This is a genomic window from Celeribacter persicus (assembly GCF_003050785.1).
Classification (GTDB): Bacteria; Pseudomonadota; Alphaproteobacteria; order Rhodobacterales; family Rhodobacteraceae; genus Celeribacter; species Celeribacter persicus.
This window is the reverse complement of the sequence record NZ_QAOH01000023.1, coordinates 1-24166: the sequence shown is the minus strand read 5'-3', so window position 1 is coordinate 24166 and position 24166 is coordinate 1. Positions and strand designations below refer to the sequence as shown.

Below are 24166 nucleotides of genomic sequence, written 5' to 3'. Positions count from 1 at the left end.
GCCCCATGGCCCTGATAACACTCAGACAATTGTTAGATCACGCCGCCGAAAACGGCTACGGCGTTCCAGCTTTCAATATCAACAACATGGAGCAAGGCCTCGCGATCATGCGCGCGGCCGCGGCCACCGACAGCCCGGTGATCCTGCAGGCGTCGCGCGGTGCGCGGTCATATGCGGGCGACATCATGCTGCGCCATATGGTCGAGGCTCTGTCGGAAATGTTCCCGCGCAACCATGTGGTTCTGCATCAGGATCACGGCAACAACGACGCGACCTGCCTGTCGGCCATCCGTCACGGATTCACCTCTGTTATGATGGACGGCTCGCTTGAGGAGGACATGAAGACGCCCGCCTCCTACGATTACAACATCGAAATCACCGCCCGTGTCACTCGGGCCGCACATGCGGTCGGTGCGTCGGTCGAGGGTGAGCTGGGTGTGCTTGGCTCACTTGAGACCGGCGAAGCCGCCGCAGAAGACGGTTCGGGTGCCGAGGGCAAACTCAGCCACGACCAGCTTTTGACTGACCCCGACGAGGCGGTCGATTTCGTGATGCGTACCAAATGTGACGCGCTGGCCATTGCCTGCGGCACGAGCCACGGTGCCTACAAATTCACGCGCAAGCCCGACGGCGACATCCTGTCGATGGACACGATTGCGGCCATTCACGACAAGTTGCCCAACACGCACCTCGTGATGCACGGCTCGTCGAGCGTCCCGCAATACCTGCAAGACCTCATCAACGCGAACGGCGGCGAGATGCCTCAGACCTATGGCGTGCCCGTCGAAGAGATCGAAAAGGGCATCCGCATGGGCGTCCGCAAGGTCAATATCGACACCGACTGCCGTATGGCCATGACCGGCCAGTTTCGCAAGGTGGCACAATCGAAGCCCGACGAGTTCGACCCGCGCAAATTCATGATCCCCGCGATGGACGAAATCGAAGCGCTCTGCCGCGACCGGTTCGAGCGGTTCGGAACGGCAGGTCGGGCCGGAAAGATCACCCCCGTCTCAATGGACGACATGGCCAAGCGTTACGCCTCGGGCGCGCTTGACCCCCAACTTGCCGCCAACCAGGCCGCGTAATCCGGAAACGAGAGGAGGTTTCCAAGTGAACGAGATGAGCAAATCCACCGAAATCACGGACAAGAAAAAGCGGTATTCCGCTGGCGTGCTGAAATACGCTCAGATGGGCTACTGGGACGGCGATTATGAGCCAAAGGACACAGACGTCCTCGCCCTCTTTCGCATTACCCCGCAAGAAGGCGTGGACCCGATCGAAGCGGCCGCTGCGGTGGCTGGCGAAAGCTCCACAGCGACCTGGACCGTGGTCTGGACAGACCGCCTGACGGCCTGCGACAGCTACCGCGCCAAGGCCTACAAGGTCGAACCCGTACCGGGCCAGGAGGGACAGTATTTCTGCTACGTCGCCTACGACCTGATCCTCTTCGAAGAAGGCTCCATCGCGAATCTCACCGCCTCGATCATCGGCAATGTGTTCTCATTCAAGCCACTCAAGGCCGCGCGCCTTGAAGATATGCGCTTCCCCGTCGCATATTGCAAAACCTTCGCCGGTCCACCGACGGGTCTCGTGGTCGAGCGCGAGCGCCTCGACAAGTTCGGCAAGCCACTTCTGGGCGCCACGACCAAACCCAAGCTTGGCCTCTCGGGTAAAAATTATGGCCGCGTGGTTTATGAGGGCCTCAAAGGCGGGCTCGATTTCATGAAGGATGACGAGAACATAAACTCGCAGCCCTTCATGCACTGGCGTGACCGCTTCCTCTATTGCATGGAAGCCGTGAACAAGGCATCCGCCGAGAGCGGCGAAGTGAAGGGCCACTACCTCAACATCACCGCCGGAACGATGGAGGAAATGTACGCCCGAGCCGAGTTCGCGAAACAGCTTGGATCGGTGATCGTCATGGTCGACCTGATCATCGGCTGGACCGCGATCCAGTCGATCTCCAAATGGTGTCGCGAGAATGACATGATCCTGCATATGCACCGCGCAGGTCACGGCACCTACACCCGTCAGAAAAACCACGGCATTTCGTTCCGTGTGATTGCCAAATGGCTGCGTCTGGCAGGCGTCGATCACCTGCATTGCGGCACCGCCGTGGGTAAACTCGAAGGAGACCCGCTAACCGTACAGGGCTACTACAATGTCTGCCGTGAGGCCCACAACGAGGTCGACCTGCCCCGTGGCATCTTCTTCGAACAGGACTGGGCCGACATCAAAAAGGTCATGCCGGTCGCCTCGGGCGGCATCCACGCGGGTCAGATGCACCAGCTCATCGAACTGTTCGGCGACGATGTGGTGCTCCAGTTCGGCGGCGGTACCATCGGGCACCCGATGGGCATTCAGGCCGGCGCGACTGCAAACCGCGTGGCGCTGGAGACGATTATCCTCGCCCGCAACGAGGGCCGCGACATCAAGAACGAAGGGCCCGAAATCCTGCGCGAGGCCGCCAAGTGGTGCAAACCGCTCGAAGCTGCGCTCGACACCTGGGGCAACATCACCTTCAACTACACATCGACCGATACATCCGACTTTGTGCCGCTCGAAACGCCCGCAATATAAGGAGAAAGAACATGCGTATCACACAAGGGTGCTTTTCCTTCCTGCCCGATCTCGACGACACCCAGATCACCGCGCAGGTCCAATACATCCTCGATAAGGGATGGGCGGTTAGCCTCGAATATACCTATGATCCACATCCACGGAACACTTACTGGGAGATGTGGGGCCAGCCCATGTTCGATCTTCAGGACGCCAAAGGCGCGATGATCGAGCTGGACGAGTGTCGCAAGGCGCATCCCGACGCCTATATCCGCATTCAGGCCTTCGACGATACACGTGGCTTTGAAACGGTGATGATGTCCTTCATCGTCAACCGTCCACCGGAAGAGCCACGCATCCATATGCAGCGCACCGATGTTGGCGGTCGCTCCCAGACATACGCCTGGGACTGTCGTTGATCCTCCACGCGCGCCCCTTCTTCCATATTTTGGGGCGCGCACCCTGCCCTCGTATGTATGAGCCATCGCCATGACTGACACCGAAGACACCCCGCGCCCGACCCATATTGACCTCGCCGCAGAATACGAGTCCTCCGGTGTGGCAGACGTCCTGCGCGAGTTGGACGAAGAGTTGATCGGACTTGAACCCGTCAAGGCGCGCATCCGAGAAACCGCCGCGTTGTTGTTGGTCGACAAGGCGCGGCGCGACATGGGGCTCGCCACCGAGACTCCTACCCTGCATATGTCGTTCACCGGCAATCCGGGCACCGGCAAGACAACCGTGGCGCGGATGATGTCAGGGTTGCTGCACCGGCTTGGCTATGTCCGCAAGGGCCATCTCGTGTCGGTGACCCGCGACGACCTCGTCGGTCAGTACATCGGACACACAGCCCCCAAGACCAAGGAAGTGCTCAAGAAAGCCATGGGCGGCGTGCTCTTCATCGACGAGGCCTATTACCTCTACAAACCCGACAACGAGCGAGATTACGGTCAGGAAGCCATCGAAATCCTGTTACAGGTGATGGAGAACAACCGTGATGATCTCGTCGTCATCATGGCGGGGTATGCCGACCGAATGGACAGGTTTTTCTCAGCCAATCCCGGGTTTCGCTCCCGCATTGCCCATCACATAGATTTCCCCGACTACTCCGATGATGAATTGCTGCGCATTTCAGAGCTGATGCTCACAACCCAGAACTATGAATTCGACGATCCGGCGGAGCGGGCCATGGCGGAATACATTTCCCTGCGCCGAGTTCAGCCGCATTTCGCAAATGCACGCTCGATCCGCAATGCGCTCGACCGTGCGCGCCTGCGCCAAGCCAACCGGCTGTTTTCCGAGGCCAATGGTCCGATCGACGCAAAGGCGCTCTCGACCATCGGTGAGGCGGATATCCGCGCCAGCCGCGTCTTTTCCGGGGGGCTCGACGTAGACCGCCCGCCACTCAAGGAGGCCGCAGAATGACCCGGGACCGTTCCATCAAGATCGCTCCGTCGATCCTTTCCGCCGATTTCGCCGATTTCGGGCGCGAGATCGAAGCGGTCGAGGCTCAAGGCGCGGACTGGATACACGTCGATGTCATGGACGGCCATTTCGTGCCCAATTTGACCTTCGGTCCGCCCGCCGTGAAAGCCTTTCGCAAACACGTCAAGACCGTGATGGATGTGCACCTGATGATTGCGCCGGTCGATCCGTATATCGACGCCTATGCCGACGCTGGCGCCGATATCCTGACCGCCCATGTCGAGGCCGGGCCGCACATCCATCGCACACTTCAGGCCATTCGCGGCGCGGGGATGAAAGCGGGGGTCGCGCTGAACCCCGGCACGCCGGCTGAGGCCGTGGCGCATGTGCTCGACCTTGCCGACCTGATCTGCGTGATGACGGTGAATCCCGGATTCGGAGGGCAGAAATTCATCAATATGACCGGCAAGATCCGCCAGTTGCGCAACATGATCGGCGACCGCCCCATCCATATCGAGATCGACGGTGGCGTGACCCCCGAAACCGCACCGATGGTGGTCGAAGCCGGCGCCGACGTTCTGGTCGCAGGCTCGGCCGTGTTCAAAGGTGGCTCCCGTGCCAATCCAGATCCCTATGGCGAGAATATACGTGCACTCCGGGCGGCTGTGACGCGTCAGGAGGCAGCGGAGTGAGTTTAAGGATCGTCTTCGACCTGGACGGCACACTCATCGACAGTGCCCCCGATCTCTGCGCAATTGCCAACACTCTGCTGGCCGCGCGTGCATTGGAACCAATCTCTCTGGTTCAAGCCCGCGAATTCATCGGGAACGGCGCGTCAGTCTTCGTCGAAAAACTGCGCAAATCACGGGACATTCCCGATACGGATCACGACGCGCTGCTTTGCAGTTACCTCACCCTCTATGCGGCGTTGGACCTCACACTCACAGCACCCTATCCCGGTCTCGTCGAGGCACTCTCAACGCTACAGGCACAAGGGTATGCGATGGGGATCTGCACGAACAAGCCGCTAAAGGCAGCACATGCGGTGCTCGATCACTTCGAACTCGGGGACTTTTTCGATGCGGTGATCGGAGGCGACAGCCTTTCGGTGCACAAGCCTGACCCCACCCCACTACATGCGGCGTTCGAGGCATTGGGTGCAGGCCCGCGCCTCTATGTGGGCGACAGCGAAGTAGACGCCGAAACCGCCGCCCGCGCGCATGTGCCGTTCCTGCTGTTCACCGAAGGCTACCGAAAATCCCCGATGAGTGATCTGAATTTTCAGGGAAATTTTTCACATTTCAAAGCGTTGCCCGAGCTGATCTCTTCGATACGGACGCGAGCGGCATGGCACTGAAAGCCCTCATTTTCGACGTCGATGGCACGCTGTCAGAAACCGAGGACGTGCACCGGCAGGCCTTTAACGAAACCTTCGCGGAACATGGCATCGACTGGTATTGGAGCCGCGAAGATTATGCGTGGCTTCTGCGCACAACAGGCGGCAAAGAACGCATGAAAGTCTGGCGCGACAGCCTTAAGCAGTCGGTTCCTTCGGTCGAAACCATCGCAGCCTTGCATGCAGAAAAAACACGACGTTTCGCCGATATCGTCGCAGAAGGCGGGCTTAGTCTCCGACCCGGCGTCCGCGAATTGATCGCCGAGGCGAGGACCCGCGGCCTGCGACTCGCGGTGGCTACGACGACCAATCGCCCGAATGTCGATGCCCTGTGCCGCTGCTGCTGGGGCGTTCCTGCCGCAGAGGTTTTTGATGTTCTCGCGGCAGGCGATGAAGTGTCCCGAAAGAAACCTGCCCCAGACGTCTTCCTACTCGCGCTTCAAAGATTAAAGTTGTCGGCAGAGGAATGCGTCGCCTTCGAAGATAGTCGAAACGGCGTGATATCCGCAGTTCGGGCAGGCCTGCGGGTCATCGCAACCCCATCGACCTACACGCAATCCGAGGATGTGTCCGAAGCGAGTGCGGTTTTGGACGCGCTTTCGTCCGAAATTCTTAGTGCGATTGTTTAGTCAGAGATAAGTTTCCTGCCTGTCTTGACGATATGCGGTGCCCCTAGATTTATAGACGCTTTGCTTGGTAATTTTGGAAGCAAAGGACGATGCAAATGTCAGGGCAAATTCGCTACTCGGATGAGTTCAAGATCGACGCGGTGGCTCAGGTCACAGCGCGAGTCTATTCGGTCAAGGAGGGGGCCGAACGGCTCGGGATTAGTACGAAGTCGCTGTACACTTGGATGGCCAAGTTCTCGAAGCCGCGACGTGTCAGCGATCAGGAGGCCGATGTGCCGGATGCTTGGCGTCCACCCGAGCGGCTTCTAACCCGAAACGCCAGCACACGAACAACGGCATGCTGTCGCCCGTTGACTTCGAAGAAAGACAGCTCGAACTGGAAAAGGCGGATGTCTAGAAAACTAGGGGCACCTCACTTTAAGCCACCACCTTCAAGTATCCGTCATCAATCATCTGCTGAACATTTACGCCTTGCAGTTGGTATTGCATCCCACCACCCGGTTCTGTTGAACCTGCGCCCTAATCCCGCGAGCGCTCCGGCAGAATTTTTCGGACCGGGAAAGCGGCGACATCCCAGCGCACCTGAACGGCACCCCAGATGCCGCGTTTGTTGATCAGCATGACAGCGATTGCAATCGCGCCCATCAGGATCAGATACCAGCTCCCCCAATCCGCGGCGATCTCGCGCAGCGCAAAAAAGACGAGCACGCCGATGATCGGCCCCTCGATGGAACCGAGTCCCCCGATCACCACGATGAAGATCACAAATGCGGTCCATTCATTGACGGAGAACGCCGCGTCCGGTGTGATCCGCAGCTTTTGCAGAAAGATGAAAGCCCCGGTGAGCGCCGTCACCCCTGCGGTCAGGATGTAAATCAGGAATTTCACCCGGCGCGTCACGACCCCCATGGCCTCGGCAGCCGGTTCGCTGTCCCGGATCGCGGTGAGCGCGAGTCCCCATTTCGAGCGCAGCAAAAGCCAGACCAAGACGACGCTCGCAATGCCAATCCCGAAGGCCAGATAGTACATGACCATTTCGCGCCCGTTACGGCTTTCGGCCAGGGATTTTGCTATCTCGACCGGCAGGGAAATGCCCGAACCACCGCCCAAGGCGCCGTTTTGCGCGGCGATCAGGCGGAACACTTCCGCGATGACCCATGTGCCGATCGCAAAATACGCGCCCTGAAGACGAAAGGCGACCCAGGCCGTTGGCAGGGCGACAAGCGCGGCGGCAATCGCGGCCAGCGGGATCGCAAGCAAAACCGGCATCCCCGCAAACATGGCAAGAGCAAAGAAAAAATAGCCCCCAAGGCCGACCCAGGCCTGTTGGCCCACGGAAATCAACCCGGTGTACCCCGCAAGCAGATTCCACATCTGCGCAAGCGCGAGGAAGGACAGCGCCTCCATAAAAAGCCGCAAATCCGCCCGGCTCGCCCACATGGGCGCCAAGGCCAGAGCCAGCACGGCAATGAGGATGATCCCACGCAGAGCATAAGAGATGTTGCGCGCAGTGTTGGCCGGAGAAATATCAGTCACAGTCATATCAAAGCTCACGTCTTGGGAAACAGGCCGCGCGGGCGCACGACGAGAAGGGCGAGGAAGACCAGATGGCCCGCAAGGACTTGCGAGCCTGTGTCGATCTGCGCGCCAACGGTTTGTGCAACCCCGAGGATGATGCCGCCGATCAGCGTCCCCCAAAGAGAGCCAAGCCCACCGATGATCACGACTTCAAAGGCAAACAAAAGCCGTGCAGGCCCCGCAGCAGGGTCGAAATTGGTCTTCATCGCAAGGAAAATCCCGGCAATCGCCACGACGACGGAGGCCAGCGCCGTCGCAATCGCGAAGATATGCGCATTGCTGCCCCCCATGAGCGGAACGATCTCCGGGTCATCCGACGTGGCCCGCAACATGCGCCCGAGCGGGGTTTTATAAAACACGAATTGCAGCCCCGCGATCACCGCCACGGCGGCGAGGAACATCAAAAGCGGCAAGGCCCCGATGGCAAGATCTTCGCTCAGTTTGAAAGACGCCGTGTCGAGCCAGCCTGCCTGAAGTTTTTGGCTATCGGCGGAAAACACTTCGAGCAACGCGTTCTGGATGATGATCGAGAGGCCGAAAGTAACCAGCACCGGCGGCAGAATATCTTTGCCCAAGACCCGGTTGAGCAAGATGCGCTGGTTCAGATAGCCGGCGGCGGCAAGGGCGACGATCACCAAAGGCACGGCAAGTGCCGGGTGGATCGCAAACCCGGTCACCAGGGCGAGAAGCAGATAGGCGGCGGTGATGATAAAATCCCCGTGCGCCATGTTGATAAAGCGCATTACCCCAAACATAAGGCTCAAACCCGCGGCAAAAAGCGCATAGAGCCCGCCGAGCAAAACGCCCTGCAAAACAGCATTAATCCAGACCATCAGGCAGCCTCCCCTTCGTTTTTCGCGCCAAAATAGGCCGCCGCAATTTGATGTTTCGTGAGATCTGCGGGCTTGCCGGAAAGCGTCACGCGCCCTTCCATAAAGCAATAGACCCGATCGGCGACCGCCATCGCCTGTCCCACGTCCTGCTCGACCACGAGGATCGAAGTGCCGCCTTCGCGAATGAGCGGCACGGCCTCGTAAATATCCTTGATCACTTTCGGCGCGAGACCAAGGCTGATTTCATCGCACAGCAAAAGCGTCGGATTGGACATCAGCGCACGGCCAATGGCCACCATCTGCTGTTGCCCGCCCGAAAGCGCCGTGCCGGGGTTGTTTTTCTTGGCGATCAGGTCCGGGAAAATCTCATAGACTTTCTCAAGCGACCATGGCCCCGCGCGTTTGCCGGAGGCCCCGATGAGGAGGTTTTCCTCGACCGTGAGCGAGGCGAAAAGCCTACGCCCCTCGGGTACCATGGCGATCCCGGCCTTGTGAATGCGATCCGCCGCCCACCCGGCGATGTTCTGGCCTTCAAAACGAATGTCCTGACCTTTGGCCGGCAAAAGCCCGGTCAAGGTGCGCAGAAAGGTCGATTTTCCGGCCCCGTTCGAGCCGATCAGCGCAACGGTTTCGCCCTGGCCGACCGTAATGTCGACGCCGAACAGCGCCTGAAAATCGCCGTAGAAGGCGGTGAGGTTGCGGGTTTCAAGCAGCGTCGTCATCGACCGAAATCCCCATGTAAATTTCCTGAACGAGCGGGTCTTTCATGACCCGATCGGGCACGCCTTCGGCGACGATTCTGCCGAAATCAATCACGATCAGACGGCTGACCACGGCGGTGAGCGCGTGGACGATATGCTCGATCCAGATGATCGAGACCCCCGCGTCGCGAATGTCCTTGATCGTGTCCACGAGGCTTTCGCATTCGGCCTCCGTCAGCCCGCCTGCAATCTCGTCAAGCAACAAAAGCTTCGGACCCGAGGCAAGTGCGCGCGCCAGTTCGAGCCGCTTGCGCTCTAAGAGCGTGAGCGTGCCTGCGGGACGATTGGCTTTGGGCAACAGGCCGGTCCGCGCGAGAATCTCACGGCATTCCTTTTCCGCATCATGATGGCCGGAATTGCCGAAATTCGACGCGACGAGAAGATTCTCATAGACCGTCATCCCGATGAACGGGTGCGGGATCTGGAACGAGCGTGCTACACCCATGCGACACCGCTCGGCCGCCGATTTGCGCGTCACACCTTCGCCCCGGAACGTGATTGTGCCAGCCGAAACCGGAAGTGTCCCACCGATCAGGTTAAACAGCGTGGATTTGCCCGCCCCGTTCGGCCCGATGATGCCGAGCGCTTCGCCATCTGCGAGTTCGAAATTTATGTTGTCGGCCACTTTCAGCGCGCCGAAGCTCTTCTGGACACCGTCCAGAGCCAGAATTGTAGACATATCGCTCTCCGTATCAGCCCGCAGGGCCGGATCGGGAGAGGGTCACCCCTCTCCCTTTACTCTCAGCCGATGGGCTTCATCTCACCGGTGAGCGGGATCTCCGGATGATCGCCGTTTTCGACGATCTTGAGCACCGGCTTGCCGCCTTCCATGTGCCACTGCCCGCCAACGAGCGGCGTTTTTGCGACATTCGGCACCGGGCCGTTGGCAAAGTTGATATGCCCCACAACGGTTTCGACATCGGTCGCGGCCAGAGCGGCGGCAATGCTGTCGGGATCGGTCGGGTCCTCAGAGCGTTGGAGCGCATTGAGCGTCACTTCGAAGAGCGAATGTTTGAAGCCCAAAGGCATGGTCCAGGCGTTGCCGGTCTGCGCCTCGTAATCGGCGGCCAGATCCGCGGAGCTTTGGCCCGTAAAGGTCGAGGAGAACGGATGTTCCGGCGACCACCAGACCTCGACCGACAACCCATCCCCACGATCGCCCAGCGGCGCCACGGCCTGCGGGAATTCCGTGGCTTTCGCGGCTTGCATGACCTTCGGGTTGAACCCTTGCTGCGCGGCCTGCGTCCAGAAGGTCACAAAATCCGGCGGGATCATCACGCCGGTGACGATCTCGACACCTGCATCCTTGAAGGCTGCGATCTGGGCGGAGAAATCATCTGACATATTCTGGTAACGGCCCGTATCGACAAGCTGATAGCCCCGTTCCGTCACCACCGGCGGGAAGCCGAGTTTGGGATCGGACCAGCCGTTGCCATCGGGGTCGTTGGGCCAGAGCGCACCGACGACTTTGTTGGTGTCGAGCATGTCCCATTGATTGATGAACGTGGAAATAACGTCCTCAAGCCCCCAGAAGAAGTGATAGGTGTACTGGAACCCTTTCTCGGGGTTGCCCCCACGTCCAAAGAAATGCGGCTGCCAGGGCGTGTCGTTGGTGACACAGGGAACACCGTTGAGTTCCGCCTGATCGGCCACCGGATTGGTGGTGTCAGGCGTCGAGGTGGCGGTCAGGATCGTGACTTCGTCATCGAAGATCAGTTCCTGAGCGGCGGAAGACGCGCGGTTGGAGCTTGACTGACTGTCTTTCACGACAAACTCAACCGGGTGTTTCGTGCCGTTGATCATCAGCCCGTCGCCAATGGCTTTGGCATAGGTCTCCAGCGTGTAGCGATCGCTTTCCGCAAAAATCGCAAGCGGTCCGGTCTGGGGGCTGACAAAGCCAATCCTGATCGGTTTCGGAGATGCGATTGCGGGGCTGGCAAGACCGCCAGCAGCTGTCACAAGGCCGGCAGCCCCCGAGGTTCTCAAAAAGCCCCGGCGGGACAGGTTCGTGTTCGACATAGATTTTCCTCCTCCATTGTGGAAGACCTTGGGCCTTCCAAATCGCTGTCGTTTTTCTTTTGAACGGATGGTGATCCGTTTGCTCTTGGGTCCTCTTCTTCCTTGCGGGCTCCTCTTCCCGCATGTCTTCACTTTGGCGTTCGAATCAAACCGATTGCCGCTCGCATGCTTTCGCCGACAGGCTGGCTTCGATCACCGGAACCGTGCGGTGAATGTGCTCGATGGTCAGTTTTTCCGCGAGATCGGCATCGCGGCTCACCACGGCATCGAAAATGGCCTGATGCTCGCCACGCACATCGCGCGGAATGGTCCGGTCCGCGATGGAAATGCGCAGGTAGCGCACAGAATGATTGTAAAGAATGCCCCGGAAATTCAGCAGCCAATCATTCTCGCAGGCGGCGATCATGGCGTTGTGAAAAGCGCGGTTGCGCATCTCCCATTCTGCAACAAGCTGTTTGTCGCGGATGGGCATGTCCGTTTCGATCTTGGCCAGATGATGATGCGCCGCCACAAAGGCATTCTCCCAGGCGTCATCGCCCAGTTCGATCGAGGCGCGTACCGCGCGGGCTTCGAGCATGGCGCGCATTTCCACGATGGACTTGAAATCTTTCAATGACGCAGCGGCCGAGCGAAACCCGCGCTGGCCCTCCGTGGTGACAAGGTTCTCGACCAAAAGCCGCGAAAGCGCTTCTCTTACGGTCGAGGCCCCCACACCAAGCTTCTGACGCAAATCCTCGACACGCAGCCGCGTCTCCGGCGCGATGTCACCGAGCAAAATCGCTTTGTGCAGATCACGATAAACCTGCTCGATGGCCGTCCGCGCCCCCGATTCTGATGCTATTTCATTGATATTTCCTGAAAAAGACATATTCCCCCCGGTTCTCCCCAAGGAGGAGGCTATCCGAGAGACCATTAAAAAAACAACGTTAAAATTGATAAAAAACGAGATTTATGGCTTTCAGGGTAGATATCGTTTTTGTAGCGCAATGCAAATATCGGCTAGTAAATTGGTACTCCAAACAAATTCGAAACCGTCACCAAAGAACTGTGAGGCTGCCTGTTATGCCAGACAGATCTGGTAACTCGCCAACCCACTTGGATCGGTCCAGTTGCAGGGATCGTTCCAAATATTAGCGTAGAGGTTCATGCCCCCGCCGCGAAACCAGTCGGATCGTCGAGAGCGACAGTACGGTTCAGCGTGAGATTCTCTCTGCTATAGAATAGCGTTCGCGGTTGAATGGCTGGAAACGGAAGAACAAATGACAGCGAATTTCGGCACACGCTGACCGTGGCGATTCATGGATTTTCTCAATAATTTCAATACTTCTTTAGGATCACGCCCTGTTCGAAACGTAGCCTTCCAGGACCTCACCCTCGTGATCACCGCACGCCATAAATGGCGCGTTTCACCGGTGACCTTTACAAACACCTCGCCCAGATGCCACTTCCAATTCGAGTATACACAGACCCGACTAAAGCGGATTCTACGGATTTCAGCCGCAAAAATCGGCCCGAAACGGTTGCACCAGAAGCGAATGACCTCAGGGCCGATTTTGAAATAGCGCAGGCGCGCGCGTTTGGTCATAATCAGAGGCTACGAGACCACCCTTCTCTCCTCAAGAAAAGTCCCTCTGACAAAGCAGACCACGGTCAGCTAAATGACCCACGGCCGCGTCGTTGTCGGCACCTTCCTCACCTACACACTCCAAGCCTTCGGGTTCCTGCACCACCAAATTGCAGACGATTTCCAACGCCAACATTTGGCTTGGCCCCGCAGCAATACGCCAACGAAAAATTGGGATTATGTAATTAATAATATGAAGAACCTACCCCGCATAATATGGGGTAGGTTCTCATTTTCACCGTGGCCGTTCCAAGTCTTCGCCAGTCACTCGATCAACTCGCGCATGCGGGTGGCAAAGCAGCGCGGATCGTAATCATAAACCCAATCGGTATTGATCCCGGTCGTGCGCGGGTCTTCCTTGGCGCGCCGGGCATATTCGGCATCGCGGGCAGCCATTTCCTCTTCGGTCGGCAAGTGATAGGTGCGGCCTCGCTCGCGGGCTTCGAGCTGCACCTTCGAGGTGCGTGGACGGCGTTCCGCCTCATAGGCCGCAAGAGCCGACGCCAGATCATCGGGATAAAGCCCCAACGCCTCACCGAGGATATAGCCGTCCTCAATGGCCATCGCCGCGCCCTGCGACAAAAACGGCAGCATCGGGTGGCAGGCATCGCCCAAAAGCGTCACTGCGCCTTTCGTCCAGCTCTCCATCGGATCGCGGTCGAAGAGGCCCCAGTTGTAGACCTCCTCCACTTTCGAGAACAGCTTGGCCAGATCCGGATGCCAGCCTGCGAAATCTGCGAGCATGTCCTCATGGGAGGCCCGTGTGCTCCAGCTTTCCTCGACCCATTCGGAGGCCTCGGTCACAGCCACGATGTTCACCATCTCGCCGCCCTTGACATAATAAGTCACCACATGGGCATTCGGCCCCATCCAGAAAGTGCTGTCGGGATTGACGTAATCCACCACGCCGCCCGTCGGCACCAAGGCACGATAACACTGATGCCCGGTCCAACGCAGATCGCCGGAGCCAAAGAGTGACCCGCGCACGGCCGAGCGCACCCCGTCGGCACCGACAATCAAATCCGCCTCAAACGTGCTGCCATCATCGAACAACGCCCGCGCGCCGCCTTCGGTCAGTTCGGCACCGGTGCATTTCACCCCAAAGCGACAACATTCGAGTGGCAGTTGCGTGGCAAACAGGTCGAGCAGATCGGCGCGGTGAATATGGATATAGGGCGCATCGTAATGGGTCTGGAATTCCGCCCCAAGGTCGATGCGGAAGTTTTCCCGGGCGGTCTGCCAGTTGCGCCCGACAATCGCCTTTGGGAAAAAGCCGCTCTCAAGGAAGGTCTCATAGAGCCCGAGCCCCTTGATCGCCTTCACTGCGTTGGGGGTCATCTGAACCCCGGCGCCGACCTCACCAAAGGCGGGGGCCTGTTCGAAAATGGTGACGTCGTGACCTTTCGAGAGCAAAGCATAAGCCGCTGCGGTGCCACCAATGCCACCGCCGATAATACCGATCTTCATGGTTTTTCCTTTTCTTATCGTAAGTTGCGGGCGCTCATTCGCGCCAGCGCAAGAGTTTCTTTTCCACCCGGCCCAAAACACCGCGCTCCAAAAGCTGCATCGCGATGATGAAAATGATCGCTACGGCGGCCACCTCGCGCATACGCAACAGGCGGAAGCTGTTGAAAATCGAGGCCCCGATGCCGTCGGGCTGGCCGATGGCCTCGACCACGACGACGAGCTTCCATGACAGGGCGAAGGAAAAGCGCATCGCGGTCAAAAGCGCGGGCATGAGTTGCGGGATCAGAACCGCCCGCAGCCGGACATTGCGCGGCAGATGATAGATCTGCGCCATCTCGTCGAGGCTCTTGTCACGGGCATGCACGTTGGAGCGCACGATATTGGTGACAAAGGGCGCAACGGCGATGGTGAGCGCGAGGAACCCAGCCATTTCACCCGTGCCGACGGCCAAAATGGCGAAGATGATGTAAACCGGATCCGGCACCGCTAAAGCCAGAGCCAGAAGCGGTTGAAAGAACGCTTCTGCCTTTTCATTCAGCCCGATGACCAGCCCGAGAATGGCCCCGGCAATCGACGCTGCGGCAAAGGAAGCCAACACCCGCCCGAGGGTGAGAAAGAAGTCATCCCAGAAGGCGGGGGTTTGAAATGCGCGCCCCATGGCCATGACGGTGGCTTCAATCGTCGGCACCCAGGGCCGAAAGGCAATCGACATGATGTGCCAGAGCACAAGGATGGAAAGCAGGGCGATTGCGCCACTGAGCAGGCGCGCGGGCACCATGGCGATCCAGTCGCGTTTGCGCACAAATTCGATGGGGTTCGAAAGAGGAAGATCAGGCAACGGCTGTCTCCTCTCGCACGGCAAGGCCCCAGGGCGCTTGCACCCGACGAATGATGTCGGCCTCGACCTCGGCGATGCGGGCATCGTCATAATCACGCGGACGCTCAAGCGGCACTTTGTAATCCTCGAAAATCCGGGCCGGGCCCTTGGTCAGGATCAGGATACGGTCGGCGAGATAGACCGCCTCGCGAATGGAGTGTGTCACGAACACGACGGTGGCATTGGTGCGCTGGCAAATCCCGGTGAGCTCCTGACGCAACGAGCGCGCTGTCACCTCGTCGAGGGTGGAGAGCGGTTCGTCCATCAGGATGTAGGACGGATCGACCAAAAGCGCGCGGGCGATGGAGACGCGCTGGCGCTGGCCACCCGAGAGGCGCATAGGCCAGGCATCCTTGAACTGGGAGATGTGCAGGATCGCGAGGATTTCGTCGATCCGTGCTTCCCATGTCGCGCGCGGCACCTCGGACGCGGCCAGCGCGATTTCAAGATTCTGACGCACTGTGCGCCATGGCAAGAGGCGGTGCGACTGGAACACATAGCCGAGACGCGGCGGTTTCGAACGGGCGGTAAACAGCTCGTCGCCCTCGACGAGAACGCGGCCCTTCGAGGGTGCGCGCAGGCCGGAGATGACATTGAGCATGGAGGATTTTCCACAGCCGGAGGGGCCGAGAATGGCGACGAATTCACCGCGCTTGATGTCGAAATCGAGCTGGGCGACGGCCTCGCTTTGGCCATAGGACACGCCGAGATTGACGGCCTTGAGTACCGAGGGGCGGGTTTCTTGGGTCATGGTCTTTCCTTGAAAGTCTCTGGTCACGCGGGCGCCTGTCAGCGCCAGCGGAAGACATATTTTTCGGCAGTGCGGATCAGGCCGTATTCGGCAAAAAGCACGATGACCATGAAGACGAGCAGCCACAGGTGGACCTCAATCATGATCATGTAGCTCCAGGCATGTTCGAACTGCGCGCCAAAACCGGTCTTTGCAGCTCCGAAAATCTCGGCCACGACAATCACCTTCCACGCCAGCGCATGAGCATTGCGCAAAGCCGCAAAGATATAGGGGGCTACGAAAGGAGCCCAGATATGACGGATGCGGGTCAAAAGTCCGAGGTGATACACCTGTGCCATCTCATCGAGATCATGATCGGCGCTGGCCAACCCGTCCCGCAGGCCGACAGCCATATAGGGAAAGGTGATGAAGGCGACGACAAGCACATAGCCCGCCTCGGAGCCTTTGAAGATCGCCAGAGCCAGAATGGCGGCAATGGCGCTTGGCGTGCGCAGCGCGGCAGTCACATAATAGCTCAGAACATCGCCCAAAAGGCGCGAACGGGTCATCGCGAAAGCCGCCACGAACCCGGACGCAACTCCCATAAGCAAGCCGAACACGACACGCGCAAGTGTGATGCCGATGTTCGTCCAGGTCGCAGGATCGGACAGGAAATGCGGTAGCGCCTTGGCCACCGTCACGGGGCTTTCGATGAATGTGGTGTTCTGATGGGCCAGAAACCATGCGGGGATGAGGAGCAGGAGGGCCAGATAGGCCCAAACCTGCTTTTGTAGTGCGGTCATTTCACGGCCCCTGCGTTACGGCCGCGGACCGATATAATCTTCGAGGGTGACCATCATGCCGTCCGGCACATTCGTCAGCACCTCACCATCCTCGGCCAGCTTACCGAGAAACTCCATCGCCGCCGCGCGTTTGTCGTCGGACCAGTCGGTGGTGAAATAGTGGTGCGAGGCGCCATTTCCGATCAGCACATCAAGCACTTCGTCGCTGGTGATTCCGAGTTTCTCACGGATGTAAGGTTTGCGCAGAATCTCGTAATTGGTCTCTTCGAGCATCGCGACCGCCTCGTCATAGGCATCACGCACGCCGTAGGCCAGCTCCGGATTGTCCTTCAGCCAATCGCCATGAGCAACCATATTGGTGATCCAGGGCGCAAAGCCGCCATTGAAATCAGCGTAATCGGAGTAAGCCTGAAGCAGGTAACGCCCGTCGGTGGCGACGATGGCCTCGGAGACGAAGCTTTCAAAGTCGAAGATCGCCTCGACCTCCCCCTCTTTCAGCAGCGACACGAGGGCTGCCGGCCCGACCTGAGACATTTCATACTCTTCAAGCACGTCGAAACCGTACATCTCCTCGACGATCAGACGGATGAACATGGTCGTGCCGCTGTCCGCACCGAAATGGCCAACCTTCTTGCCTTTCAAATCTTCGGGCGTCTTCGCCTCCGAGTCTCCCGGCACGACGATGCCGAGATAAAGGTTACCGACCGGATAGAAGGATGTGATATCAAAGCCTTCCTCGCGGGCGAAAGCCACACCGAGAAGGTCGTTGTCCATCGACACGTCGGCATTGCCGATCAGAAAATTCTGAAAAATGCCTTCGTGCGGCAGGTATTCGAATGTGCCGTCAAAGCCGTATTTCTCATCGAGGCCCTCGCCTTCGATGATCATCATGGGCACACCGCCGAGACTTCCGGCGACGGCCTGAAGGGTGACTTCGGGCAGATCTTGGGCGGAGACCTGCGCAGAGAGGCAGGTCAAAGCGGTTGCAGTCATACCGCCAAGGATAAAGCGTTTCATTGGGCGTTCCCTGTTGTTTGTGCTTATGGGACAACCATAGGTGCGCATCAATTAATTAATCAAGTAATTAATTTTTATCTCGCTCATTTTTATGGAAAAACCGAATATGTCGTTTTAAAAGAGGTGCATTATAAAGCATTGTATGCGCTGAGATGATCAGTCTTTAAGCCGATTGAAGAGAGACCTCCCGCGCAGCATTGCCCAACAGGCACGAACGGGATAACGACACTGCATGGCACACTCGAAACAAAAGCGCGTCGGACGCCCGGAAGGCCAAAGGAATCTGGCCGATAAAATCCTCGACAAGGCAGAGATTCTGTTCGCGGAACAGGGCTATTCCGGCACGACCCTGCGCCAGGTGGCTGACGCCGCCGACGTGACCTCCGCGATGACGGCCTATTATTTCAAAAATAAGGAAAACCTGTTTCGTGAAGTATTCACACGTCGCGGGCTCGACATCGCCAAGCAACGGATGGACCGGCTGACCATCCTGCAAAACGAGGGCGGCCTGACCCTGGAAACGCTTGTGCGTGCCTTCCTCCAGCCCTCTTCCGATCTGCGGCACACCGATCAGGGACGCGCGTTTTTGCGGCTGCACGGGCGTTTGCACATGGAACCGGAACCCCTGTCCTTTTCACTGCGCCGCGAAGTTTACGACGAGTCCACCCGCGCCTATGTCGAGGCCCTCGTCGCCTTGCTTCCGGAGCAACCGGAAAAACTGATCTATCAGAAAATGTCCTTGATGGTCGGTGCTTATCTCTATGCGTTCTCCGACACGAACCGGCTCAAGGAACTGGCCATGTCGGAGGATGCCACAGACGATCTTCTGGAAACCACGGTCGCGTTTTCCGTGGGTGGTTTTCTGGCCACCTGATCCCGCTCAAAGCTTTGGGCGGCGCATCTGGAACAGCTTGTCGATGCTGGCGAAATCCTGATAGCCGAGCCGCGTCAGGGGCTTGTAGCGCAAGACATCGAACCGCCCCTCCTCGGTCAGGCAATCGTCGCGCAAATGGATCGCCTCGACCCGGGCAAGAACCATCAGATTGCCCGCCCCCTCAAGATCAATCGTCTGCGTCAACCGACATTCCAGCGCCGCCGGAGCATCCGCCAATCGCGGACAGTCGATGCTCTCGCATTCCGCCGCTTTCAGCCCCAGCGCCTCGAACTCGCTCTGATCCGCCGGATAGCCCGCAGAAGACGCATTAAGCGCATCGCGATCCTCAAATCCCGCGATGTTGATACAGAACACACCGGTCTCAAGGATATGGCTATAACTGTCCTTACCTTTTGCCCGATCCGGCTTGCCGCCGATGGAAGACACGATCACCTGCGGCGGGGTATAGGCCACAGCGTTGAAAAAGGAATACGGCGCAAGGTTCGTCGCGCCCGTCGCGCTACGCGTCGAAATCCACGCAATGGGGCGCGGTGAAACAATCGCAGCAAACGGATCGCGCGGCAGGCCGGAGCCCTCTTTGGTCAGATAGAACATCGCTGTCTCCTATGCACAAAGGGGAAGGCCATGGCCCTCCCCAGTCATTTCCCGCTATCGGGCGCGGTCAAAGGCTCTCGATCCAGCTCAGAATATCGGCACTGTCGGTGACATCGCCGTATTTCTGATCCATGTCGTAAAGGTTCGCCTCATGCGGCGCTTCGGCCCGGTCGGCGCAGCAATCGCGGGGAATGAGCACGTTGTAGCCCGACTGCACCGCATCAACTACGGTCGCGCGCACACAGCCGGAGGTGGTCGCGCCGGTCACAACGACCGTATCAACCCCTGCTCCCGTCAAAAGCGCATTCAAGGTCGAGCCAAAGAAAGACGATGCGCCTTTCTTGGTCACGATCGCGTCTTCGGGCTGGATGCCTGTCGCGGCGTCGATCTTGACCAAACGCGTGCCCTCAAGAAGCGCCCGCATCCCGGTGGCCTTCTTGAGCCAAGGCAGTTTTTCGAGCTCGCCGGGATGATAAGCGATGGTGGTGAAGATCACCGGAAAGCCCTTGGTCCGTGCCGCATCGCAAATCTCTTTGGTCCGCGCCATTTGAGCCGCTGCATCGGAAGCCGTCGGGTATTGCAGATCGGTAAACCCGTAAGAGAAATCCACGATCACGATGCCTGGAATCGTGCCACGCGGCACGGAAACGCCAAAACCCGCAGCCTTGTAGGTGTCTGACTGAGACATGATCTGTCCTTTGTATAGATGGGCGGCTCCGAGGTAAGAGAGAGCCGCCCGGCAGATTAAGGCAGGGGACGCCTCAGCTGCGTTCCATCTGGATCTCTTTGACCACAATATCGCCGTCGATCACGATAGCCTCGTCATCAAGGAAGAGCGAGCAGCCCCGCATCGGGATGTCGAGGTGACAGGCGGTGTCGTTCGGCCCGCCAAGTTCGTTGTTTGGGCCGGTGGAGAACATCACGTTGCCGTAGAAAGCGCGCGGCTCCATGCCCATGCCGCCCGGGAAGGCGCCCGGCACCATGTTGTGCCATTTCGCATTCGGATTCATACCCCAGCCGACATGACTCATGCCCATACCGCGCGGATCGTTGAAGGCATCCATATAGGATTTTACCAGCTCGGCATCGAGACCGCCGCGAATGTCGGTGATCCAGCCTTTTTCGATCGTGTAGGTGATCGGTGAGCTGACATACATGTTCTGCGGCAACAGAACATCGCCCGGCGCCACGACGATGGTCCCATCCACCCCGTCGTCATCGCCGCCGGTGAACACAAAGCCCGACGGCCAGTGATCCCAGCGCCCGGGCTCATCGGTACAGGCATATTCGGTGACCGCCGGATAGGTGCTGAGCTTGTAGCTCACATCGGTGCCATGCGGCGAGGTGATGCGCATGACTTTGGCCTTGCCGAGCATCTCGCCCGCAATCGTCACCTTTTCGCGGATCTCCTGCGTCGGCAGCATCCGCGCCAACAGCTCCGGCGGCTCCACGGCGGTCAGGATGCGCGTACCCGCGGCCTGAATCGCGAATTGTTCCGGCGAGAACAGCAGGAAGATGCAGTCGATCAGCATGTCGCAGTTCTTCAGCGCCTCGACCGCGTCGGGCATAGCGGCAAGCCCCGTCTGCCCCACGGCCCATTCGCCGATGATTGCGGGCGCGGGCAGACGCATGTGATACATGTTGGCGCCGAGCATCCGACCTGCGGCCATGAAGGCGTCGGCATAGTTAAGGCGCTCATTGCCCTGTGTCAGAACGATGAGACGTTCGTCTTTCTGCACGCCCGACATCTTCAGCTGATGCAGGCAGATTTCCGTGAAGCTTGCGTGATCCATATCTGTTTTCCCTGTTGTTATGCTTTGAAGTCCATGACGGCGGCGAGGAAACCCTCCAGATTGTCCCATGGGATCATGTGTCCCGCACCGTCGACCGTGCGGACCTCCATTGAGGGTAAAAGCGCTTTCAACTCGGCCTCATCCTCGTCCAGAATGACCGGAGCACCGCCCGCGATCACCAGCCGGGTCGGCACGGTGAGCTTCGGCACATCTGCGTGGATGTCGTCGGTGTGAAACCCGTCATAGGCGGTGCGGATCGCGCCCCAGTGACAGGTGTGCAGCCACTCGGCACGAAGCGCGCGCTGCTCCTCGGTCCATGTCGGGCAATAGGCCTTCATGTCCTCGGCAGAACAGCCTTTCGCCGCCATCCTGATCGAGTCCCCGTACCAGTCCCACGGCGACGGGTACGGCCGACGGTTCGGCCCGGAGACCGGCGGATCGACCAGAATGGCGCCTTTGAACACATTGGGCGTGCTGGCCACCGCCCGGATCGCCGTGCGTGCTCCCATGGAGTGCCCAAGCACAATCGGCTGATCCATCTGTTCGGCCAGCGCCACCGCATCGGCGGCCATGGCGTCGAGCGTGTAATCCAGATCACCCGTTTCGCTCAGTCCCCGCCCGCGCACGTCAAGCACATGGACGTCAAACGCCTCCGCCAGACGTTCGGCCACAAAGCCCCAAGTGATCGCAGGCGAGGTGATGCCGGGGATCAGGAGCATTTGCGGCCCCTTCCCCTCATAGCGGATCAGGTGATTGCGAATGCCGTTGGCCTGAACGTTATACCCGTAGGACATGGGAGCCTCCTCAATACGCGCCGGACAAAAGCGTACCGCCCCCGGGCACGCGGGTGTCGAGATCGAGCGCTTTGAGCATCTGCCACGTCGTAGCAATGGCGGCAGTCAGAACCGGCTTGCCGGTGATCGCCTCGGCCATTGGCACAGCGGGCAGAGAGGGCATCTGCACACAGGCAGAAAGCACCACCGCGTCCACATCATCGGTCTTCAGCCCTTTGACGATCTCCGGCAGGTTCATCGGATTGTGAGCAGCCACATCGAGGTTATCCTGAATTTCGAGCGCGATGTAATCGCTGACTTCAATGCCTTCGTTGCGGATATATTCGACAACCATCTCGGTCAGGGGCTTCATATAGGGCGCAACAAGGGCGATCTTTTTGGCGCCGAGCGCCCGGATGCCCTCAACGAGCGCCCCGGCGGAGGTCACGACCGGGGCGGGTCCGCCATTCTCAGCTGCCACACCGGCAAGTCGCGGGCCGGAGACGCAGTGATAACCCTTGCCCATCGACATGATCGCCACGAGGCAGGCGTAACCCATCACATCGACCTTCGCGTCGGACAATTCCAGCGCGCAGCGGTCGCTGTCGGCGTCCATCTTTTCCAGCTCCTCCTTGGTCACATGTTTCATCCGCATCCGCGCGGAGTGAAACGTGAAACGCTCCGGCGACACGGTCTCGCGCGCTTTCAAAAGCGCAGGAATCTCCGTTTCCATGGTGATGTTGGAACTGGGCACGATTTGCCCGATGCGAAAAGTCTTCATGATTCTCGTCCTTGAGAGTGCGTTGCCTCAAGGCATAATTCCAATTCTGTATAATTACAAGTTTGATTAATTATTCTGACAAAGCAGAAACCGCATAAATCAGGAAACTGCTTAAGGAAGCGGCGCGCGCAGACCCGCAGATAGAAAGACTGTCAGATGGTCGAGCATGTCGCCCTGCCCAACTTCGCCGATCTGGCCGTCGGTCAGATCGTTGAGCCGCCCGAGATCATTCAGCATGAACATGTAAGTACCAACAAGAAAAGCCATGCGGATCGAGATGACGTCTTTCGGGATCTCCGGCAGCACATCGCAAAGCACTGCGATGTAACGTTTGACCGAAGCGTCATAGACCTCGCTGCGCAGGTGCAGCGCATGTTCATCCAGCTCGGAATGCAGCCGCGCCTGAAGCCGCACAAAAGCCGCGCCATTCGGGCCGGAATATTTCATATCCCATTGAGGTTTCAGGTAATTTTTGATAATTTCCTCAACTGTCGGCGCACCTCGACCCGCCAGAAGCTGATCCAAAAGCACATGGCGCGCACCGGAAATGGCAGAACCACGCCGCCGCACGACCTCGTCGAACAGGTCTTGTTTGGAACCGAAATAATAGCGCACCAGAGCCTGATTGACGCCCGCCTCGGTGGCGATGTCACGCACCTTGGCACCATTGAAACCGACCTCGGAAAAGATCAGTTCCGCCTTGTCGAGAATGACATCGCGCAGTTCGACACCTTCTTTCGGGCGCCCTGGCTTGCGGCGTATTTTCGTCTCTGGGTTCCCGGACATGTCCACACTTCCCTTTTCTTCACCTATGTCAGACTGCTCTGTCGGCATCAAATGTATTTATTATACATTATTTTAATTTTAATCCGACAGTTCAACCGTCCCGCCAAGGATGGAGCAAAAATTAGGTTCGTGACAGAGCGCCCCCTAAGGGCGAGCATTAAGGCAGCGTATGTTGCCCGAAATGTAGCATGCCCTTCTTCGAATTAGTTTGCTCTCCGGTCACCCTATATAGGGTTCCCCGCACCAGCAGGGATAAACTCTGGCTGCACGGCGATGTTGCTTACCCCCCAGACACCCCGAGGAGTACCGCTCTTCCGCCTGCTTGTAGAGCATTTCCGAAAACGGAAATGGATTCCGTCCTGTGCATGCGACGTAATCGCTGAGTTCCAAACATCCAATCGACGTTCACAGCCTGCAATCTTAGCCACACAGAATTGCAGTTTCTCCAGTGCTTCTGCGACAGCCTGTTGGATCACTCCCCATTGCCCGCAGCTTTCATCGCTTCGATCACACCGGGAAGCCATGCGGCACCAACCCAGAGAATGGTCGATCAGTGTTTGAGTCAAACCACCCGAGAACTGGTATCAATCGTATGACTATCGGTGTTCATGATCACGGGCGGACCGAACTTGTGAATGGCCTCGTTGAGCTGCTGCCGGTTTCGTGGACGGCAACTTAAGCTTTCATAGCTCGCTCCTCGAAGGTCATAGGGCTTAGATAGCCGATGGTCGAGTGGCGACGCGTTGGATTGTAGAACCTCTCAATGTAATCGAACACATCGGCGCGAGCCTGTCTTCTGGTCCGATAGGTTTTGCGCCTGACCCTT

At 58.5% G+C, this 24166-nt stretch carries 27 protein-coding genes and 1 pseudogene; 9 read left to right on the top strand and 19 right to left on the bottom strand.

Features of this window, described 5'->3' with window-relative positions; genetic code table 11:
• Positions 1-5 precede the first annotated feature (5 nt).
• The 8 genes and pseudogenes from fba to C8N42_RS22195 all read left to right on the top strand — a co-directional run.
• Positions 6-1085 (top strand): class II fructose-bisphosphate aldolase, encoded by a 1080-nt coding sequence (fba, locus tag C8N42_RS18400; RefSeq protein WP_107817954.1) that lies wholly within the window; start codon positions 6-8, stop codon positions 1083-1085.
• Positions 1086-1119: 34 nt separating this feature from the next.
• Positions 1120-2580, top strand: a complete 1461-nt coding sequence (locus C8N42_RS18395) for a form I ribulose bisphosphate carboxylase large subunit (protein WP_107817965.1) — start codon at positions 1120-1122, stop codon at positions 2578-2580.
• Between the two features lie 11 nt (positions 2581-2591).
• On the top strand, positions 2592-2978 hold the full coding sequence (locus tag C8N42_RS18390) for a ribulose bisphosphate carboxylase small subunit (protein WP_107817953.1): 387 nt from the start codon (positions 2592-2594) through the stop codon (positions 2976-2978).
• Positions 2979-3048: 70 nt separating this feature from the next.
• Complete coding sequence (cbbX, locus tag C8N42_RS18385; protein WP_107817952.1) at positions 3049-3984, top strand: CbbX protein; 936 nt, start codon at positions 3049-3051, stop codon at positions 3982-3984.
• Entirely contained in the window at positions 3981-4676 is a 696-nt protein-coding gene (rpe, locus tag C8N42_RS18380; RefSeq protein ID WP_107817951.1) for a ribulose-phosphate 3-epimerase, read from the top strand. The genes cbbX and rpe overlap by 4 nt, the downstream gene beginning before the upstream one ends.
• On the top strand, positions 4673-5341 hold the full coding sequence (gph, locus tag C8N42_RS18375; protein WP_107817950.1) for a phosphoglycolate phosphatase: 669 nt from the start codon (positions 4673-4675) through the stop codon (positions 5339-5341). Before rpe ends, gph begins: the two co-directional genes overlap by 4 nt.
• A complete protein-coding gene (locus C8N42_RS18370; protein WP_107817949.1) occupies positions 5332-6009 on the top strand; it encodes an HAD family hydrolase in 678 nt (225 codons plus the stop codon). Before gph ends, C8N42_RS18370 begins: the two co-directional genes overlap by 10 nt.
• A gap of 95 nt (positions 6010-6104) precedes the next feature.
• Positions 6105-6315: pseudogene (locus tag C8N42_RS22195) on the top strand (transposase); the annotation flags it as partial.
• Between the two features lie 213 nt (positions 6316-6528).
• Here the strand turns inward: C8N42_RS22195 and C8N42_RS18360 are convergent.
• The 12 genes from C8N42_RS18360 to C8N42_RS18305 form a co-directional block, all read right to left on the bottom strand.
• The gene (locus tag C8N42_RS18360) at positions 6529-7551 is read right to left on the bottom strand and encodes a branched-chain amino acid ABC transporter permease (RefSeq protein WP_107817947.1); all 1023 of its coding nucleotides are present in this window, start codon (positions 7549-7551) and stop codon (positions 6529-6531) included.
• 8 nt (positions 7552-7559) lie between these two features.
• The gene (locus C8N42_RS18355; RefSeq protein ID WP_107817946.1) at positions 7560-8420 is read right to left on the bottom strand and encodes a branched-chain amino acid ABC transporter permease; all 861 of its coding nucleotides are present in this window, start codon (positions 8418-8420) and stop codon (positions 7560-7562) included.
• Positions 8420-9142, bottom strand: coding sequence for an ABC transporter ATP-binding protein (locus C8N42_RS18350; protein WP_107817945.1), 723 nt, complete (start codon positions 9140-9142; stop codon positions 8420-8422). The genes C8N42_RS18355 and C8N42_RS18350 overlap by 1 nt, the downstream gene beginning before the upstream one ends.
• On the bottom strand, positions 9126-9860 hold the full coding sequence (locus C8N42_RS18345; RefSeq protein WP_107817944.1) for an ABC transporter ATP-binding protein: 735 nt from the start codon (positions 9858-9860) through the stop codon (positions 9126-9128). The genes C8N42_RS18350 and C8N42_RS18345 overlap by 17 nt, the downstream gene beginning before the upstream one ends.
• A 62-nt stretch (positions 9861-9922) precedes the next feature.
• Complete coding sequence (locus C8N42_RS18340) at positions 9923-11200, bottom strand: ABC transporter substrate-binding protein (RefSeq protein WP_107817943.1); 1278 nt, start codon at positions 11198-11200, stop codon at positions 9923-9925.
• Between the two features lie 145 nt (positions 11201-11345).
• Complete coding sequence (locus C8N42_RS18335; protein ID WP_170109370.1) at positions 11346-12068, bottom strand: GntR family transcriptional regulator; 723 nt, start codon at positions 12066-12068, stop codon at positions 11346-11348.
• Between the two features lie 345 nt (positions 12069-12413).
• Positions 12414-12785, bottom strand: a complete 372-nt coding sequence (locus C8N42_RS18330; protein WP_107817941.1) for a DDE-type integrase/transposase/recombinase — start codon at positions 12783-12785, stop codon at positions 12414-12416.
• A 303-nt stretch (positions 12786-13088) separates the two neighbouring features.
• Entirely contained in the window at positions 13089-14291 is a 1203-nt protein-coding gene (locus C8N42_RS18325) for an FAD-dependent monooxygenase (protein WP_107817940.1), read from the bottom strand.
• Between the two features lie 34 nt (positions 14292-14325).
• Positions 14326-15129 carry an ABC transporter permease gene (locus C8N42_RS18320; protein WP_170109369.1) on the bottom strand — a complete coding sequence of 268 codons (804 nt, stop codon included), beginning with the start codon at positions 15127-15129 and terminating at the stop codon, positions 14326-14328.
• The gene (locus tag C8N42_RS18315) at positions 15122-15919 is read right to left on the bottom strand and encodes an ABC transporter ATP-binding protein (protein WP_107817938.1); all 798 of its coding nucleotides are present in this window, start codon (positions 15917-15919) and stop codon (positions 15122-15124) included. The genes C8N42_RS18320 and C8N42_RS18315 overlap by 8 nt, the downstream gene beginning before the upstream one ends.
• Positions 15920-15957: 38 nt before the next feature.
• The gene (locus C8N42_RS18310; protein ID WP_107817937.1) at positions 15958-16701 is read right to left on the bottom strand and encodes an ABC transporter permease; all 744 of its coding nucleotides are present in this window, start codon (positions 16699-16701) and stop codon (positions 15958-15960) included.
• 15 nt (positions 16702-16716) lie between these two features.
• Positions 16717-17718, bottom strand: a complete 1002-nt coding sequence (locus C8N42_RS18305) for an ABC transporter substrate-binding protein (protein ID WP_170109368.1) — start codon at positions 17716-17718, stop codon at positions 16717-16719.
• 232 nt (positions 17719-17950) lie between these two features.
• Between C8N42_RS18305 and C8N42_RS18300 the strand changes: the two genes are divergently transcribed.
• Positions 17951-18592, top strand: a complete 642-nt coding sequence (locus C8N42_RS18300) for a TetR/AcrR family transcriptional regulator (protein ID WP_107817935.1) — start codon at positions 17951-17953, stop codon at positions 18590-18592.
• Positions 18593-18598: 6 nt separating this feature from the next.
• Here the strand turns inward: C8N42_RS18300 and C8N42_RS18295 are convergent, their stop codons facing one another.
• The 7 genes from C8N42_RS18295 to C8N42_RS18265 form a co-directional block, all read right to left on the bottom strand.
• A complete protein-coding gene (locus C8N42_RS18295) occupies positions 18599-19207 on the bottom strand; it encodes a flavin reductase family protein (protein WP_107817934.1) in 609 nt (202 codons plus the stop codon).
• Positions 19208-19274: 67 nt separating this feature from the next.
• Positions 19275-19895 (bottom strand): isochorismatase family protein, encoded by a 621-nt coding sequence (locus C8N42_RS18290; RefSeq protein WP_107817933.1) that lies wholly within the window; start codon positions 19893-19895, stop codon positions 19275-19277.
• 73 nt (positions 19896-19968) lie between these two features.
• A complete protein-coding gene (locus C8N42_RS18285) occupies positions 19969-21000 on the bottom strand; it encodes a 2,5-dihydroxypyridine 5,6-dioxygenase NicX family protein (RefSeq protein WP_107817932.1) in 1032 nt (343 codons plus the stop codon).
• A 17-nt stretch (positions 21001-21017) separates the two neighbouring features.
• Positions 21018-21794 carry an alpha/beta fold hydrolase gene (locus C8N42_RS18280; protein ID WP_107817931.1) on the bottom strand — a complete coding sequence of 259 codons (777 nt, stop codon included), beginning with the start codon at positions 21792-21794 and terminating at the stop codon, positions 21018-21020.
• 10 nt (positions 21795-21804) lie between these two features.
• Positions 21805-22554: a maleate cis-trans isomerase family protein gene (locus tag C8N42_RS18275; protein WP_483862457.1), complete on the bottom strand. Its 750-nt coding sequence runs from the start codon at positions 22552-22554 to the stop codon at positions 21805-21807.
• Positions 22555-22665: 111 nt separating this feature from the next.
• Entirely contained in the window at positions 22666-23340 is a 675-nt protein-coding gene (locus C8N42_RS18270) for a TetR/AcrR family transcriptional regulator (RefSeq protein ID WP_107817930.1), read from the bottom strand.
• Positions 23341-24015: 675 nt separating this feature from the next.
• On the bottom strand, positions 24016-24166 hold a 151-nt coding region (locus C8N42_RS18265; protein ID WP_146168246.1), incomplete at its 5' end, for an IS3 family transposase.